This window comes from Streptomyces spiramyceticus (assembly GCF_028807635.1).
In the GTDB taxonomy this organism is placed as follows: domain Bacteria; phylum Actinomycetota; class Actinomycetes; order Streptomycetales; family Streptomycetaceae; genus Streptomyces; species Streptomyces spiramyceticus.
The window spans coordinates 1,874,715-1,889,170 of the sequence record NZ_JARBAX010000002.1; the positions used below are offsets into that span (position 1 = coordinate 1,874,715).

The following is a 14,456-nucleotide window of genomic DNA, read 5'->3' on the forward strand; positions in this document are numbered from 1 at the left end:
GCCCTAGGGTTGGCGCCTGTCCCGGTGCCGGTCTGGCGCCGGGTCTCGTGCTTGCTGGGCGGAGTCGGATCATGCGTATGCCGTGGTGGCCGGTTCGGAGCAGCTCTTCTCCGGTGCCGCGCATACCGCTGCGGACCAGGCTCAGGGAGGCGGGCGCGCCGCTCGCCGTCCGCTCGTTCCGGCTGCACTTCACGGCGCGGATGCTGTCCTGGACCGGCTCGGCCGTGGCTCCGATCGGTATGGCGTTCGCGGTGCTGCACCTCGGCGGCGGGGCGTCCGGGCTCGGTCTGGTGCTTGCGGCCAACGTGGCGCCGCAGATCCTGCTCCTGCTAATCGGCGGTGTGGTGGCCGACCGGTGGTCGCGCGCCACCGTGATGGTGTGGACGAACATCCTCAGCGCCGGAGCGCAGGGCGTCGCGGCCGTCTTGCTGTGGACCGGCGCGGCGCAGGTGTGGCATCTGGTGGCGGTGTCCGCGTTGTGCGGTGCGGCGAGCAGCTTCTTCACCCCGGCCGCCGGCGGCGTCGTGGTGGAAGTGGTCCCGGCCGAGATGCGGTACGCGGCGAACGCGCTGCTTAAGATCGGCCAGAACACGGTCAAGATCGCCGGTCCTGCAGTGGGCGGCGTGCTGGTCGCCGCCGTCGGGTCGAGCTGGGTGATCGGCTGGGACGCGTTCACGTTCGCGGCGGCGGCCGTTCTGTGCGCCCGCCTCAACCTGGCCCCCACGAAGGCGAAGGTGCGCACCGGGTTCGTGGCTGATCTCCGTGAGGGATGGGGCGACTTCTGGTCTCGGCGCTGGCTGTGGGTGATGGTGCTCCAGGGCGCGGTCGTCGTACCGGTGTGGCTGGTCGGCTACCAGATGCTCGGCCCGGTCTACGGCGAGAACTACCTGGGCGGCGCCGCGGGGTGGGGCTGGTGGTCAGCGCCTTCACCGGCGGCTTGGTGCTCGGCGCCACCGCGGCCCTGATGTGGAAGGTGCGGCGCGTCGGCGTGGTGGTGTGCGTGGGGACGGGAGCGATGTCGCTGCCGCTGGCGGCGATGGCCGCCCATCTGCCGCTCGTGCTCGTGGCGTTCGCCGCGTGCGCGGCCGGGACCGGCCTGTCCCTGAGCATGACGGTCTGGGCGAGTCTGGTCCAGGAGCGCATCCCCAAGGAGAAGCTGAGCCGGGTCATGTCGTACTCCACGCTCGGCCAGGTGCTGCCGGTCCCGCTGGGGTATCTGGCCGCCGGGCCGGCGAGCGCGCACTTCGGGGTGCGGGCGACGCTCGCCGCCGGGGCCGCCGCGATCGTGGCCGCCATGATCGTGCCGTTGCTGTTGCGTCAGGTCCGGGCGCTGACCCTCGCCCCGAGCGAAGCGGCGGAGGAGACGCTGGTGAGCGCGCCGAGGTAGAAGGTGCGGTCGGTCTCGACGGCCGCGGTGAAGCTGCGCAGGCCGCGGTCGCGGGCGGCGGCGTCGCGCTCATCGAGGCCGGCGTCCGCGGGCTGGCCCCAGTGGGCGAGCAGGTGGGCGGAGATCCGGTCGGCAGACAGGTGGGCGATGCTGTGGCCCGGGTGCTCGGCCAGCGCGGCGGCGTTTGTCTGCAGGGCGTGCAGCACGTGGTCTTCCGTGGGCAGCTCGGCGTTGAACAGCGGGCCCGCTTCAGCGGGCGAGACCGGGTAGACGGGCCAGGCGTCGTCCAGGCGTGCCGAGCGCACCACGAGGCGGACCAGCTGCTCGCCCGGGTCGGCATGGGATCGCTCGTCGGCGGTGAGCCAGTAGGCGAGCTGCTCGTCCGTGAGATCGGCCAGCGCCAGGCCGCGGTGGGCCGCGAAGTCCTCAACGGCCCTCTCGTGGACGACGTGTTGGCCGTCTGCGGCGAGGAGAAGGGACAGGACCCGGGTGCGCCAACGCCGGGGAAATGCGGGGTCGTAGAGCTGCTGGTGCTGGAGCAGCGGCAGGAACGGGAGGCCGCTGGCGGTGGCGGGGGCGAAGGCGGCGCTCCAGTAGCGGATGAAGCTGGTCTGCCACGGCTCCTGCGACCACCCCGGAGCCGTCGCCTCCGCGATGGCGAACGGTCCCTTGGCCAGGACGCGCAGGGCGGTCTCCGCGTCCTGGCGCTTGAGGTCGTGCGGGGTGCCGCATCCCCAGATGTCGGCTCTCGCGTAGACGTCGCCGACGCCACGCTCGGCCATGAGGCGGCCCAGCGCGGTGCGGGTCCGCCGGCCGTACGGAAGCCGGCGCGCGGTCTCGGTCAGTGCCTGCGCCTCGGGCTCGGTGATGCGGCCGGCGTCTGCGGCGTGTTCGAAGGCGGCACGGAGGTTCACCAGGGCCTGCGTCAGCGGCCGTCCGTCCGGCTCCTGTAGGACCGCGACGTCGTCGTCAGCGTCCAGCAGCCCACTACGGAAGGCCCGGTAGATCCGGCCGATGCCGACCATGCCGTACGGGGCCAGTTCGGCGGCGCGCAGCGCGCCCATGCTGGAAGCCCCGTAGACGGCGACCCCCTTGGCCAGGAGCATCAGGATCTCTTTGTGCCGCACCGGTGCGCTCTGGTGCCACAGCCCGTCGATGATCAGGACGCGGTCGCCGGCCTGCAGCCGAAGGCGGAGGAGGTCCCCGTGCTGGACGGGCGGGTGCACGACCGCGCCCGGCAGGATGCTCGTGATGCGGGCCGCGGTGATGGTCGGTCCGGCGAAGACATGCGTGCTCATCAGGGCACCTGCTTCGGGCGGGGCACGGTGTGCCGGGCGGTGTAGAGCAGGGATGGGGCCGCACACCTTGACCATGGCGAACTCCGCGCGCGCGTACGGGCCCCAGGTCAGATCCACCACCAGCGGCGCCCGTCCGGTCGCGGTGGTCACGGCAGTCGCCATATCGTGCGCGAGCTGGGTGTCGGTGTCGGCGGGGGCGCCGTAGTGGCTCGCGATCTCCGGCCACGGCATCGAGTCCCCGGCGGAGGGAGCGGGCGCACGGTGCGGGCCGGGCCGGTAGACGAGCGGCTGGTTGTCCTCGCGGCTCCCGCTGATCAGCGTGAGCCGGGTCTGCGCGGCCTCGGTGATCGCCCGCGACAAGGCGATGCCCGGGTCCGGGTGGGCGCCGGAACCGGCGACGACGGCCGCTGACTGGTCCTCGCGCCACAGGTGGCAGCACATCACCGCAACGCCGTACCGGTTGGGTACGTGTCGCAGTTCCCACCAGCATCCTCGCTCGGCGAGCCGCTCCAGCAGCGCGGCACAGTACGGGGCCTTCACCGCCGACGCGTCCACCAGCTCGGCCTGGCCCTCGTCGGTGAGGCCGGACAAGACGTCGCGCTCGATCACCTCGCACAGCCCGTGCACGATCGCCTCGGCCCTCGTGTTCCCGGACGCCAGGCCGTTCGTGGAGGCGCTGGGCAGATGCTGGCGCCACGCGTCGTGGACCGTGCGGCCCAGCCGCACCGCTGCCTCGGGCACGAAGGTCTCGGCGTCGTCGAGCGCAGAGCGCGCGGTGATCCAGTCCAGGCGCACGCGGTCGGTCAACAGACTGCCGGGATGCTGCTCCAAGTCAGCGACCGCGTACGACAATTGGAGGTCGGCCGCAGGGGTGGCGGCGAGGGAGGCAGGCGGGATGCCCTTGCGAACCCCGACGCCGTGGTCCGTGGGTATGCGGCTTTGGCGCTCGGTACATGTGGTGTGGCCGATGCGGTCCCGGCGCTCATCGACATGATCGTGGAGGGAAGGAACGACACCGATGCAGCCGATGCACTGAGCGTGCTGGCGAGCGACACCGCGACGGCAGATCAGATCGCGACCAGGCTCGTCGACCGCCTTGCCGACGACACAACCAAGGCACCTGCACGCGGGCGGCTTGCCCAAGCACTGGCGGACATTCCGGGGACGACGGCGTCACGTGCCCTCGTGGAGCTGTCGCATGACGAGGACCGTGCTGTTGCGCTGACTGCCGCATACCTTCTTCAGCTCCGCGACGTGGGGTGACAGAATCTTTCCCCGGTTGCCCCGCACGAGTCCCGCGGGGCGGAGGGGGCCTGGACCTGTCGCCGTCCGCCGAAGGGGGACAGCGGACCAAGGGACGTCGTTCACGCCACTGGCTCCCGCTCCGGGCGGACCCGACGGAGCCACCTGGATCGGTCCGTCCACCGGCCGCTCATGCTTCCGGGGCCCGGAGCACGCCTCCGACCGCTTTGGGCCTCTCCAGGCTGCTTTCCACAGATGCGAGTTGACCGAACCCAACCGGGGCGGTGTTTCATAGGCGGACCGCCTATGAAACGCATGCCGAACATTACGAGGTTCCTCCCCGGTGCCAGGTTCGAGGAAGGGTGAGTCCGTTCGGCAAGGTTGAGGACGAGCCACCCAACGGAAGTCCATGTGGTGCCGATCCGCTGGCGTCGGTGAAGTCGACTATGCCTCCGGAAAACTCCGCGTTGGTGAAGTAGACCTCTCCCCCGGAGAACTCCGCTTCGATGAAGTAGACCTCGCCCCCGGGGAACTCCGCGCCGATGAAGCTGATTGTGCCGCCGGAGAACTTCGCGCCGGAGAAGTCGACGGTGCCGCCGGAGAACTTCGCGCCGGAGAAGTCTCCGCCGTCGAAGGTGACGTAGGAGAAGTCGAAGTGTTGGCCTTGCCATGAGTGGGGGTGCTCGGACGGATACCTGAGGTGGTCGCCGATGAGGCGGATGATCGTGTGCCGGACTGCCCGCAGAGCCAGGTAGCTGCGGCGTGCCTCCGCGTCGTCCTGTGGAAGGTCGCTCTCTGCGGTGTAGGGCAGTCGGAGGTAGGCGCACAGGACGTCGATGCAGGTCTGTTGGAGTGCGTAGGTGGGGGCATCGTCGGCGAGTCCGGCGAGGGCGTGCACGCCGCCGAGGCGCACAGCGGCGGATTCTTCGCCGAGCTGGGCCACGGCGGTGGTGAAGCGCTCATTGTGGAGGCGGGTGGCGTCGCGCAGGGCGCCGTCCTCGTCGACGCGCTGGCGGCGGTAGGCGACGACCAGGGCCACCAGGGCGCCAGCCCCGGCCACGACCCCGAAGGAGAGCTTGACCAGGTCAAACAATGTCTTGGAGTCGATGCGACGTTCAGGCTTGAGCCCACGTGCACCAAGCAGGTCCCATCCGGTGTAGAACACCGCGGCCGCGACCAGAACCGCAGCGGTGAAGGTCAAGCCGAGGACCGCGCCTACAGGCCAAAGACGTAGGCCGCGCACCCGGCGCCGGGGCAGACGTGAACTCACCATGACAAGACTGTAAAGGCGTACGGGCAGTTGCAGTTACCCACACGTCCCTCGCTGACCGCCTCGTTCCCGCCCTCCCTCACCCCGCACCCCTGGACGCCTTCGTGCCGCCCGTGGCGGCGGCCTGCGCGCGGTGGTCCTCGCGGCTTGAGCCGCCGCATCACGCGACGCTGTACGGCCGCGGTCGTCCGCCGATCGCCTCGTTCATCTGCGCGGCCTGGTCGAGCGATCGCTGTACGCCCTTGCGGCTGAACACGGCGAGCTGGAGGGCGAGGCTGTAGACGGCCATGGTGTGGATGTGATCGAAGAATCGCCCCACATCCGCCTTCAGGAAACCGATCGTCGGGTCGTCGCTCATTCCCACACCCTGGCAGGCCAGATGACGGACCGTCAAAAGATCTGACAGCTGCGCCGGTTCTCTGTTCCGTTCCTACTCGGACCCCGCACAGCCCCCACCCGGAACAGCTACGTCTCCGAGCCCTCGAAATGATCAAAGGCGTGCCAACTGCCCCGGTCCTATCAGCGTTCGCGGTCGTCGAACTGGAAGGCCCCGATCAGGTCGCTCGGACCGCAGGCTTCGCCGTCAAGCGGATGGATTTGGTGCACCACCTCGCGGACATTCAACTGCTCCTGGCAGCATCGGCAGACCCGACAACACCGCACCTCGACCGCCAGCAGTTTCGCGCGACCATCTTGGCGGTAGTCGGGGTCGTGATGGAGGTGGAGGACTTGGCGACGGCAGAGGATCCGGTTGCGACAGCCCATGACCAGCTCCGCACGGATATCCGCGCGTTCACCCTGGAGCCCGGAGGGAACTCAACCGGCGGCCCGAGTAGCCCCAAGACCCTCCCCCCAACCGAAAGAGACAGCGGCCACGAGGCCGTGTATCCAGTGACCCGGACCGCAGCAGCCGAGGGAGGCCGCCGGTGACCCGGACGACCGCCCATGGAGCTCGCGCTACGCTGCCCAGTCCAGTCCGAGGGCGGCAGCGCCTGGAGTATGTCGGTGGTGAGTTTTGCGCGCCGGCTTTTGGTGTTGGACAGGAATACGCCGAGCTTGACCTCGGTCCCGTCTTCCAGCGTCTCTACGTGACCCCTGGGGACCGTCACAGATCCCGTACGGACCTTGTACTGCGCCAGGGCCGCAACGCCCCGCTCGAACGACCCAGAGGCCGCCTTGGACGGCTTCAAGGGCGCTTCCTGCTCCGGCGGCAGCGGCTCGACACCGAGCTGGTCCAGGCGCTCACGCTGCCCCGGCATGAGGCCCTGCCACACAGCGTGTTCGCGTTGCCGCTGGAGCCATTTGCCGATGTCCATGCCGTGGACGGTGACGCCGGGCTGCAGCTCGGTCAGCGCAGCTTCGTCGGCCAGGAGTTCGCGTGCGGCGGCGTAGTGCCGCTGCCAGTCGACCGGACAGTCCGGGTTCCAGTCCGGGTCGATCGCCGCGAGGGCTTCGGCCCGTTCCGGGTGGCCGGCCAGCGCACCCGGTCGTCTCAAATTGGAGAGCCACTGTCCCAGCGGCCGGTCAAGAGCCGATGCCGTACGGGGAGCACAGAGGCTCCAGTGTTGCGCGTAGTACACCCGGGCTGCGGCTAGGTTCTCCTGGAACGCCGCGTCGGCGGCGTCCCAGACCATGCCCAGGGCCTCCAGCCGTTCGGCGCGCTTGGCCGGCATCTGCCCGGCCCCGTAGGCCCTTCGTTGTTCTGCCGTCCACCAACTGTTTGGCGCTGGGCGGACTCGGCTCCGGCAAGTCCACGACGGACAAAGTGCGGACGCACCGCGAAATCGTCCACACGGCCACCAGGCCGTCGTCATCGACTCCTTCGGAGAAGACGACAAGGCCGGCGAGTGGGCTCCTGTCACCCGCTCCCTGCGAGGCAGGGTCATCGACGCAAGCTCCTTCATCCTCAACCCGTGCAGCGGCCTGTTCCCGCCCGAGGTCCGCGAGCAGCTCATCCGCTCGCTGATCACCGCCGTCGAACCCGGCGCACTCGACCACCAGGCCACCCACGCACTCCAGCACGCCCTCAACCACCCCAAGGCGACGAACCTGAACGGCCTGGTGGACGCCCTGGTCAGCCCGCAGAACGGCAGGTGGCCGGCCGCGAAACTGGCTGAATGGGGCGAAGGAGCGGCGATCGCCCTGTCCCGCTACACCGAGGGCTCACTGCGCGGCCTGTTCGATGGCCCGGACGCGGCCCTGCCGGAGACGGACCTGCCGATCATCACCTTCGACTTCTCCCGCCTGGACCGCAATTCGCCCGCGATCCCCTCGCTGATGGCCGCGGTCTCGTGCTGGGCGGAACACGTGTGGCTGCCCCAGTCGACCGCTGTGCACCGGCACCTGGTGCTCGAAGAGGCGTGGCAGATCCTGCTCGCCCCCGCCACGGCCGAACTGATCCAGCGGCTTTTGAAGAACTCCCGCAAGCTGGGACTGTCCCTGGACGTGCTGATGCACACGCTGTCCGACCTTGGTAACGGTAGGGCGCAGGACCTGGCGCGCTTGTGCGAGGTCGCCCACGTCGGACGCCTGGGCCCGGACGAAGCGGCCAACGTCGGCGCACTGCTCGGCCTGCCCGCCTGGGCTGTTGCGGAAATCCCGAACCTTGCCCCGGGACAGGCTGTGTGGAAGGTCGGCCCCCACTACATCGACATCGTCGAAACCGTCCTCAGCGACGAAGAAGCACGACTCACGGACACCTCTTCGCGGCGCCGCAAGGCGCAGCAGGCCCTGGCCGTCGACCAGGAACCCGCGAAGGCGTTGACGAAGGCAACGGAGACCGAGGAGGACAGCAGCCGCGACGCCCAGCGCGAGGAACTGCCGGCACCCGTCGAGCAGGACACCAACGATCAAGATGCTGACTGTGACTGGGAGATGCCTCCCAATGTCATCGACACCCGGCACCACGACGTCATCGAGGCAGCCAAGCAGGGCCGGTGCGGCGAAGCCGCCGAACTCGCCGCTATCGGCGAGCGCCAGGACATCACCACCCACGGCATCCACTCCGATCAGGCCCTGTCGTGGCTGTCTACCGGGGCCAAGGTCGCGGACCTGTGCGGAAGCCCTGACACGGCAACACATCTACGCGCTACCGTCACCCGCATGGGTAAAGAGGTCGACTGGTGGACCGACGAGGCCGACGCCAGCACGCCACCGGCATGGCACGGCGGGGCCAATCCGCCCGCACCCGCAACAAATCCTGACGACGAACAGCCCAGTCGACCACGCCGCCGTACCTGGCCCTACGTCGCCGCGATCGCGGCCCTGACCATCGCCGTTGGAGGTGTATGGCAGAGCGCAGAGGACGATCAGCACGACGAGGAGCGCAAGGAGCGCCAGACTAAAGCCGCCGCGTACAAGGGAAGGTCGGGAGCAGCACTCGACATCGATGGTGTTGACGCCGATGTGGTGGCCCGCTGGACCAGGGACAAGAGCCACGTGATCGTGGAACTGAGGTCGTATTTCGATGAGGACGCCAAGTATCTGCGGATCGACGCCTCCGGGAAGAACGCCAGCAGTCAGCGGGAAGACGGTTGGTATCCCCAGACTCCTGAGATCAAAGTGCCCGTCAAGGACCCTCTCGCTGACGTAACGGTCCGGATAGCAGTCGGCGGGAAGAGCTGGAAGGAAGGCTCCCGGGCCCCTTTCCGGACAGTGCGCCTTTCCCCGACCGGTACCGCGTTCGACGCCGAGACTGGCAAGCAACTGCCCTCCGATCTCTGACATACCCATCCGCTGACGGCCCCGTACCCCACTAGGGGGCACGGGGCCGTCAGCGCGTCAAGGCCAAGACAGAGGACATCGCGCTGGGGTGCGTTCGCGATGGCCGAATGACCGCCGAGACGGCGAACGGCCCGCTCCCGGTGAGGGGAGCAGGCCGCCGTGGTGGTGTCGGCTACGCGGCGCGTAGGTCGCGGAGCATGACCGCGTAGCGGGGAGAGTCTGGGAAGGGCTGGCGGTGCCCGATGTGGCGGTATCCCCACGTCTCGTAGAGGGCTTGCACTTTGGGGTGGTCGGGGTCGACGAGGAGCACGGTCAGGGCCTCGGGCCGGTCGTCGATCAGTGCGGCATGCAGCCGCTCGGCGGTGCCGGTCTTACGCCACTTCGACCGCACCATCAGCTCACTGAACGAGAACGTACGTGACTGCTCCGGCTCTTCGATCGGGCAGTCACGCCACCACTCGCGTCCGGGATCGGCTGCGGCCCCGTACGCGAAACCGACCGGCTCTGTGCCTGCGTAGCCGATGACACACGCGAAACCGGGGTTGCCGCCCCAGTGGTCGACGAACCATGGAAACCGCTGCGTGAACGGGTCGTCCATCTCGTCCGCGTATGCGTCGGCGTGGACATCCAAAAGGGTCTGCCGGATCTCGGGCAGATCCTCGTGTCCGTAGTGCCGCAGGTCGATCGTCTGAGGGGTCACGCGATGCTCCATTCAGTGCGGTAGCGGTCGCCCCACTCTCGTGCCATGCCTGGCGTCAGGGTGAGGAGGTCGCGGTGAAAGTCCCCGAGAAGGGAGCGCATGCGGCCGGGGAGGGGTGCACCGTCCATCAGCCTGAATACTTCCTCGGTCGTCTGGCATCCCTGCTCTGGCTCGCCTTGGTGGACCTGTGCGATGGCGAGGCGTGCGGTGGTCAGCGCGCGGTTTCGCCGGTACGAAGTGGGGAGCGTGGACAGGGCGCGGTATGAGGCGGCTTCGGCTTCTGCTGGGGCTCCGAGGTGGTCATGGGCGATGGCAGTGAGGGAATGCAGCTCTGCGGGCCCGTAGAAGTCGATCCAGCTTGGTCGGGGCCGGTCTTCGGCCTTGGCCAGCATGTCCCCGGCGTATCCGAGGGATCGCAGCGCCGCCCGGTGATCGCCGACGTTCGCGTATCCGATAGCGGTCCGGGCGTGCGCGAGGGAGGCATACAGCGGGTCTCGGCGGCAGATCGAGACGGCCTGTGCCGCCTGCGCGGCGGCGACGGCTTCGCCGTACTCCTCGCGCTGCCGGGCCAGAAGCGCCCGCAGGTTCCACACCTGAACCGTCTGTGACGGGTCCTGGGCGAGTCCGGCGAGGGAGAGCGCGCGGTCCAGGTGACCGCTGGCGCGGTCGAGCTGCCGGGCGTCGATACACGACCATGCCGCAGTGGCCGTGTAGTCGGCGGCGATGGCGAACAGGCGTTGCCGGATGCGCTGGGAGGTGGCGCGGTCCTGCATACCGGTGACCTCGGCTGCGCCGGCGAGTGCGGCGCGTTCTAGCGCGGCGTGTCCGCCGCGCCGGTCATCGAGGGCGGTGAGGGTGTCGATGCCGTTGCGGAGGCGGATCACGTCGGAGGTGCCGACGCTTTGAGGTCGGGTGCTGGTGGGCAGGGCGACGGCGGCGACGGTGCCACCGGCCGCGGTGACGAATCGACGGCGGATCACGTCGGGGTCCTCCGGGGGTGGTTCGGGTGAGGGCGGAGGGATGAAACCGAGGGCTTCGGCGGTGCACCCGAATACTGCCTCCAGTGCCTCCCGCTTCGCGCGGTGAGGCCAGGCAGTTTTTCCGGTCAGCCACGTGCGTACGGTGCGGTCCCCGACCGTCGGCCGCTCGCCCGCGTCCTCCAATGCGTCGTTGACTGCCTTCGCCAACTCCCCCTGTGAAAAGCCGGTTTCATCCATCTTGGCCTTGAGGCGGAAATTTCCGGTCACTCACTGACCGTAGCGACCTGATCATGGAGCGTGTAACCCGTTGACTCGAACCCGACCGGAAATTTCCGCTGGCTGCCGACCGCCAACCGGCCCGTTTTTCCTTCGCCTTGACCCTCTCTTGCCGTTGGACTGATGGAACGCCGCCGGTTCGCATGCGGCGCCTGGGTCCGTCCCCCCCCCGTCCCCCGAGGGAGACGGACCCCACCGACCACGAACGGCGGGGATACGGCGATGACGACGACCGCAGTACGACCAGCACCCCCCACCCTCACCCCGCGCCCGTGTGGGCATCCCGGCTACACCACCGTGCTGGAGCGCCGGGAGGAGTCGGCGTCCGTCGCGCGCATGGCCACGCAGACCACCATGGAGTGCTGGGCCATTCCGGACGAGGCGACGGCCGCCGCAGTGGTGATCGTGTCGGAGCTGATGGCGAACGCGGTCCGCCATGGTTCGGGACCCATGGTGCGGCTGATCTTCGAGCGCCCGGCAGATGACCGCGTGTACGTCGCGCTCGTGGATCGGGCCGCGTACCGGCTGCCGGAGATGCGCGCCCCGGAAGACGAGGACGAAGAGCACGGCCGGGGCCTGGTACTCGTCGAATCCCTGGCGCACTCCTGGGGCTTTGACCGGCTCGGTGATCGCCAGAAGTTCTGGGGTAAAAGGGTGTGGGCTGTACTGGAGGCCACGCCGTGAGCGGCCGTCACGCCACCGGCGGCATCCGGTTATCCATCTGGCGCCCCATCACCACCCTCGCTCTCCTCGGCGTAGCGCCCCCCACCGTGATCGTCAGCGGTGCCGTGGAGGCCCGAAGTGCCCCGGCTCCGGCCTCAGCGGATCTTGACTCCCAGGCGATCACGGCGCCGCACGCGACCCCTGGGCACGTCTGCCGCTGCGGGGCCCGCGCCGCCCCCCTGATCTCCGGCGGCCGGACGGGGCACGAGGCTCCCCTCCTCCGCCCGGCTGCCGGTTCCAACTCCGCCTAGTGCGGCGGGGCCTCCCACGCCCCCCGGCCGCACCAGGCGGCGCACAGCTCCGCGTCCCACCCCCGAGGGAGGCGGAAGGGGACCGCGCGGTAAACGGCCAGGCAAAACCGGCCGCGCGAGCCCCGGGTGTCCCGGGCTGATCATCCCCGGGACACCACCAAAAGCCCCCGCCGGACTCCCCGGCGGGTACGGTGCGGGGTTCGCCCCCGCAGCACACGAAGGGAGCACCACCATGGGAAAGCACGACGGACCCAAGGCGCGCCGATCAGCGTTCCTCCGCCCCCTCCGCCGCCGTCACCCGACGGATCAACCCCGCCCGGTGGCGGGACGCGCGGCAAGTAGCGCGATGAATAGCCCTGTACGTCAGGAGCGCCTCAGCCGAAATGAGCTGGGGCGCTGCCTCATTGCTGCCGGCGCGATGTCCTCGGACTGGTCGCCGGCGTTCGCGGGCGTTGACCGCGCTTTGTTCCTGCCCGAGTTGATGTGGCCGTTCGACATGGGAGCAGGAACCGCTGTCCCGGTCCACCGTGAGCGTGACCCGGATGCGTGGCACGGGTACGCCGACACCGATACGCCGATCGTCACCCAGTGGGACGACGGCGCGCATGCGGGCGAGGAGCCTGGGCGGGTGGCGACGTCGTCTGCATCTATGCCGTCGGTGGTGTTCTCGATGCTGCGGGAACTGGACATCGACCACGGGATGAGGGTGTTGGACGCGGGCACCGGGACCGGTGAGACCGCGGCCCTCCTCGCCCACCGGGCAGGACCCGGATACGTGACAACGGCCGAGGTCGACCCGGGGGTGTCCCGTGCCGCCGCAGGGCGCCTGCGCGCCCTCGGCTTGCATGCCGATGCGGTCGTAGGCGACGCGCTGGCCGGTCACCCGAACGATCACCCGTATGACCGGCTGCTGTGCACCTTCGGTGTACGCACCATCCCCGGCGCGTGGCTCAGACAGACCCGGCGCGGAGGGCTGATCGTCGCCCCGTGGGGAACGCACTACAGCAACCGTGACGCTGTCGTCCGCTTGGCCGTCGGCGAGGACGGCACTGCGTCGGGCCCGTTCATCATGGGCGTGGAGTTCATGAAGGCCCGAGCCCAGCGAGTCACTGTCGACCATGGCGAGCGTGTGCCCGAGGACTGGCCGACGGTAGCCGTGCACAGCCGCTCCGTGCTGCCCGATCCGGATGAGCTGGCTGACGCCGCGTTCGTCATCGGTCTGGGGGTGCCCGATGTGGTGCACAACGCCTACGTTCAGCCCGATGGCACGCGGGCGGCGTGGTTCTACAGCCTCTGTGACGCCTCCTGGGCGGCTGTGGCGTGGCCGGGCGGTCCCGGGCCCGGTGAGGTGTACCAGCACGGCCCGCGCCGTCTGTGGGACGAGGTGGAGGATGCTTACGGCTGGTGGGTGAGGGAAGACCGGCCGGGCGTCGACCGGTTCGGCCTCACGATCACCCCGCGGAGTGTTATGCCTTGGCTGGACGACCCGGACCGCACAGCACCGTGGAGGAGGTGAACCTGATGGCCGTGCCTGATGATGAAACGCTTGCCGCGTGGGTGGCCCGGCGGGACGCTCAGCGGGAGTCGGACCGGCAGATCACTGGTACGCGGCGCGCGGTGCCGCTCGTGTCTGGCCCGCACCGCGCGGCGCATGTCGCGCCGGACGCTCCTCGGGTGCTGCTGGAGCTGGGCCAGGACGGTTGGACGACGGTCGGCGTCGCGGAGAACGCCCACGAGGCTGCCGTGTTCCTGGCCGATGGCACCTGACCGGCCCGCACACCACGGCGCCCCGTCCCCGATCCGGGGGCGGGGCGCCGTCGTCGTGTCCGGTGAGGGTGGTCAGAACGGCGCTCCGGCCCCGTGGACCCCCGGCCGGGGCGCTGTCGCATACCCGCGGTCTGCGGTTTTCCATGTCACTGCCCCACCGGTCAGCCCCCGCGTACGCTGAAGAGTCGAGAGGCTACGGAGGTCACCAGCATGCGCGCGATGCCGCACGAGCCGCCCGCGCGGGCGTACGCGGACCCTCACCGGGTCGAGGAGTGGGAAGGGCCCCAGACGCTTGCCGAGCTGCGGGCCGAACTCGCGTTGCTCGGTCCGGCCGAAGTGGTCGCGTTCAACGCGAGGCTGGACGCGGCCAGGTTCGGGCCGGCGCAGGCCGCCGTGATCTCCGACGCCCGCCGTCTGCTCGCGCTCCGCACCCGGCCCGAGGTCCAGGCGGCCATTGCTGCCTCACTCGCGGGCGAGACGGTCACCGCGCCCGTGGCGGACCTGTACGCCTACGTAGAGAGCCGGGAAACCGACCGGTGACCCGATGGACCGTCGAGGTGCCGACACGGCTCTACGAAGAAGTGGCCCACCTCAGCCCAGGCGGACGGCGCGCGGTGACATGACGTGCTCGACAGACTCACCGTCGAGCCGCGCGACCCCACCAGCTCCACCGAGCCGATCACGGGCGCCGAGCTGCGCAGGATCGACACGGAGGCGGCCAAGGACACCGGCGACCGCATCACCATCCTGTACCGGGTCCATTCACCCGAGGGCGACGACCCGGGCCGCGTTGAAGTGATCTTCCTGCTTTCTGGCCCGTGACCAGCTCGCTCCCCCCG

Annotated in this window: 14 protein-coding genes and 1 pseudogene; 9 read left to right on the forward strand and 6 right to left on the reverse strand. The window is 69.7% G+C overall.

The genetic code is table 11. The features are described 5' to 3' along the window. The first annotated feature begins 113 nt into the window (after positions 1-113). Both PXH83_RS32090 and PXH83_RS32095 read left to right on the forward strand, forming a co-directional pair. The gene (locus tag PXH83_RS32090) at positions 114-965 is read left to right on the forward strand and encodes an MFS transporter (protein WP_274565088.1); all 852 of its coding nucleotides are present in this window, start codon (positions 114-116) and stop codon (positions 963-965) included. After that, on the forward strand, positions 914-1,387 hold the full coding sequence (locus PXH83_RS32095) for an MFS transporter (RefSeq protein ID WP_274565089.1): 474 nt from the start codon (positions 914-916) through the stop codon (positions 1,385-1,387). Before PXH83_RS32090 ends, PXH83_RS32095 begins: the two co-directional genes overlap by 52 nt. Here PXH83_RS32095 and PXH83_RS32100 read toward each other — a convergent pair. Continuing rightward, complete coding sequence (locus PXH83_RS32100; RefSeq protein WP_274565090.1) at positions 1,318-3,492, reverse strand: YcaO-like family protein; 2,175 nt, start codon at positions 3,490-3,492, stop codon at positions 1,318-1,320. The genes PXH83_RS32095 and PXH83_RS32100 overlap by 70 nt on opposite strands. Positions 3,493-3,576: 84 nt before the next feature. Between PXH83_RS32100 and PXH83_RS32105 the strand changes: the two are divergent. Continuing rightward, positions 3,577-3,948 (forward strand): annotated as a pseudogene (locus PXH83_RS32105) (MerR family transcriptional regulator); the annotation flags it as partial. A gap of 304 nt (positions 3,949-4,252) precedes the next feature. On the opposite strand, the gene PXH83_RS32110 reads toward PXH83_RS32105, so the two are convergent. The 3 genes from PXH83_RS32110 to PXH83_RS32120 all read right to left on the reverse strand — a co-directional run bounded on the left by PXH83_RS32110 (position 4,253) and on the right by PXH83_RS32120 (position 6,870). Further along, positions 4,253-5,200, reverse strand: a complete 948-nt coding sequence (locus PXH83_RS32110; protein WP_274565091.1) for a pentapeptide repeat-containing protein — start codon at positions 5,198-5,200, stop codon at positions 4,253-4,255. 157 nt (positions 5,201-5,357) lie between these two features. Then, on the reverse strand, positions 5,358-5,555 hold the full coding sequence (locus PXH83_RS32115) for a hypothetical protein (protein WP_274565092.1): 198 nt from the start codon (positions 5,553-5,555) through the stop codon (positions 5,358-5,360). A 262-nt stretch (positions 5,556-5,817) separates the two neighbouring features. Further along, positions 5,818-6,870, reverse strand: a complete 1,053-nt coding sequence (locus PXH83_RS32120; protein ID WP_274565094.1) for a helicase associated domain-containing protein — start codon at positions 6,868-6,870, stop codon at positions 5,818-5,820. 388 nt (positions 6,871-7,258) lie between these two features. Here PXH83_RS32120 and PXH83_RS32125 point away from each other — a divergent pair, with 388 nt between their 5' ends. Next, entirely contained in the window at positions 7,259-8,920 is a 1,662-nt protein-coding gene (locus PXH83_RS32125) for a hypothetical protein (RefSeq protein ID WP_274565096.1), read from the forward strand. Between the two features lie 172 nt (positions 8,921-9,092). Here the strand turns inward: PXH83_RS32125 and PXH83_RS32130 are convergent, their stop codons facing one another. Beyond that, positions 9,093-9,632: a GNAT family N-acetyltransferase gene (locus tag PXH83_RS32130; RefSeq protein ID WP_420803281.1), complete on the reverse strand. Its 540-nt coding sequence runs from the start codon at positions 9,630-9,632 to the stop codon at positions 9,093-9,095. Further along, the gene (locus PXH83_RS32135) at positions 9,617-10,867 is read right to left on the reverse strand and encodes an NsdA family TPR-like regulatory protein (RefSeq protein WP_274565101.1); all 1,251 of its coding nucleotides are present in this window, start codon (positions 10,865-10,867) and stop codon (positions 9,617-9,619) included. The genes PXH83_RS32130 and PXH83_RS32135 overlap by 16 nt, the downstream gene beginning before the upstream one ends. Positions 10,868-11,098: 231 nt before the next feature. Between PXH83_RS32135 and PXH83_RS32140 the strand changes: the two genes are divergently transcribed. The 5 genes from PXH83_RS32140 to PXH83_RS32160 all read left to right on the forward strand — a co-directional run bounded on the left by PXH83_RS32140 (position 11,099) and on the right by PXH83_RS32160 (position 14,439). Further along, complete coding sequence (locus tag PXH83_RS32140; protein ID WP_274565102.1) at positions 11,099-11,560, forward strand: ATP-binding protein; 462 nt, start codon at positions 11,099-11,101, stop codon at positions 11,558-11,560. 636 nt (positions 11,561-12,196) lie between these two features. After that, entirely contained in the window at positions 12,197-13,366 is a 1,170-nt protein-coding gene (locus PXH83_RS32145; RefSeq protein ID WP_274565104.1) for a protein-L-isoaspartate O-methyltransferase family protein, read from the forward strand. Between the two features lie 5 nt (positions 13,367-13,371). Then, positions 13,372-13,617 carry a DUF6087 family protein gene (locus tag PXH83_RS32150; protein ID WP_274565106.1) on the forward strand — a complete coding sequence of 82 codons (246 nt, stop codon included), beginning with the start codon at positions 13,372-13,374 and terminating at the stop codon, positions 13,615-13,617. Positions 13,618-13,827: 210 nt separating this feature from the next. Beyond that, on the forward strand, positions 13,828-14,157 hold the full coding sequence (locus tag PXH83_RS32155; protein ID WP_274565108.1) for a hypothetical protein: 330 nt from the start codon (positions 13,828-13,830) through the stop codon (positions 14,155-14,157). 84 nt (positions 14,158-14,241) lie between these two features. After that, positions 14,242-14,439 carry a hypothetical protein gene (locus PXH83_RS32160; protein ID WP_274565111.1) on the forward strand — a complete coding sequence of 66 codons (198 nt, stop codon included), beginning with the start codon at positions 14,242-14,244 and terminating at the stop codon, positions 14,437-14,439. The last annotated feature ends 17 nt before the right edge of the window (positions 14,440-14,456 follow it).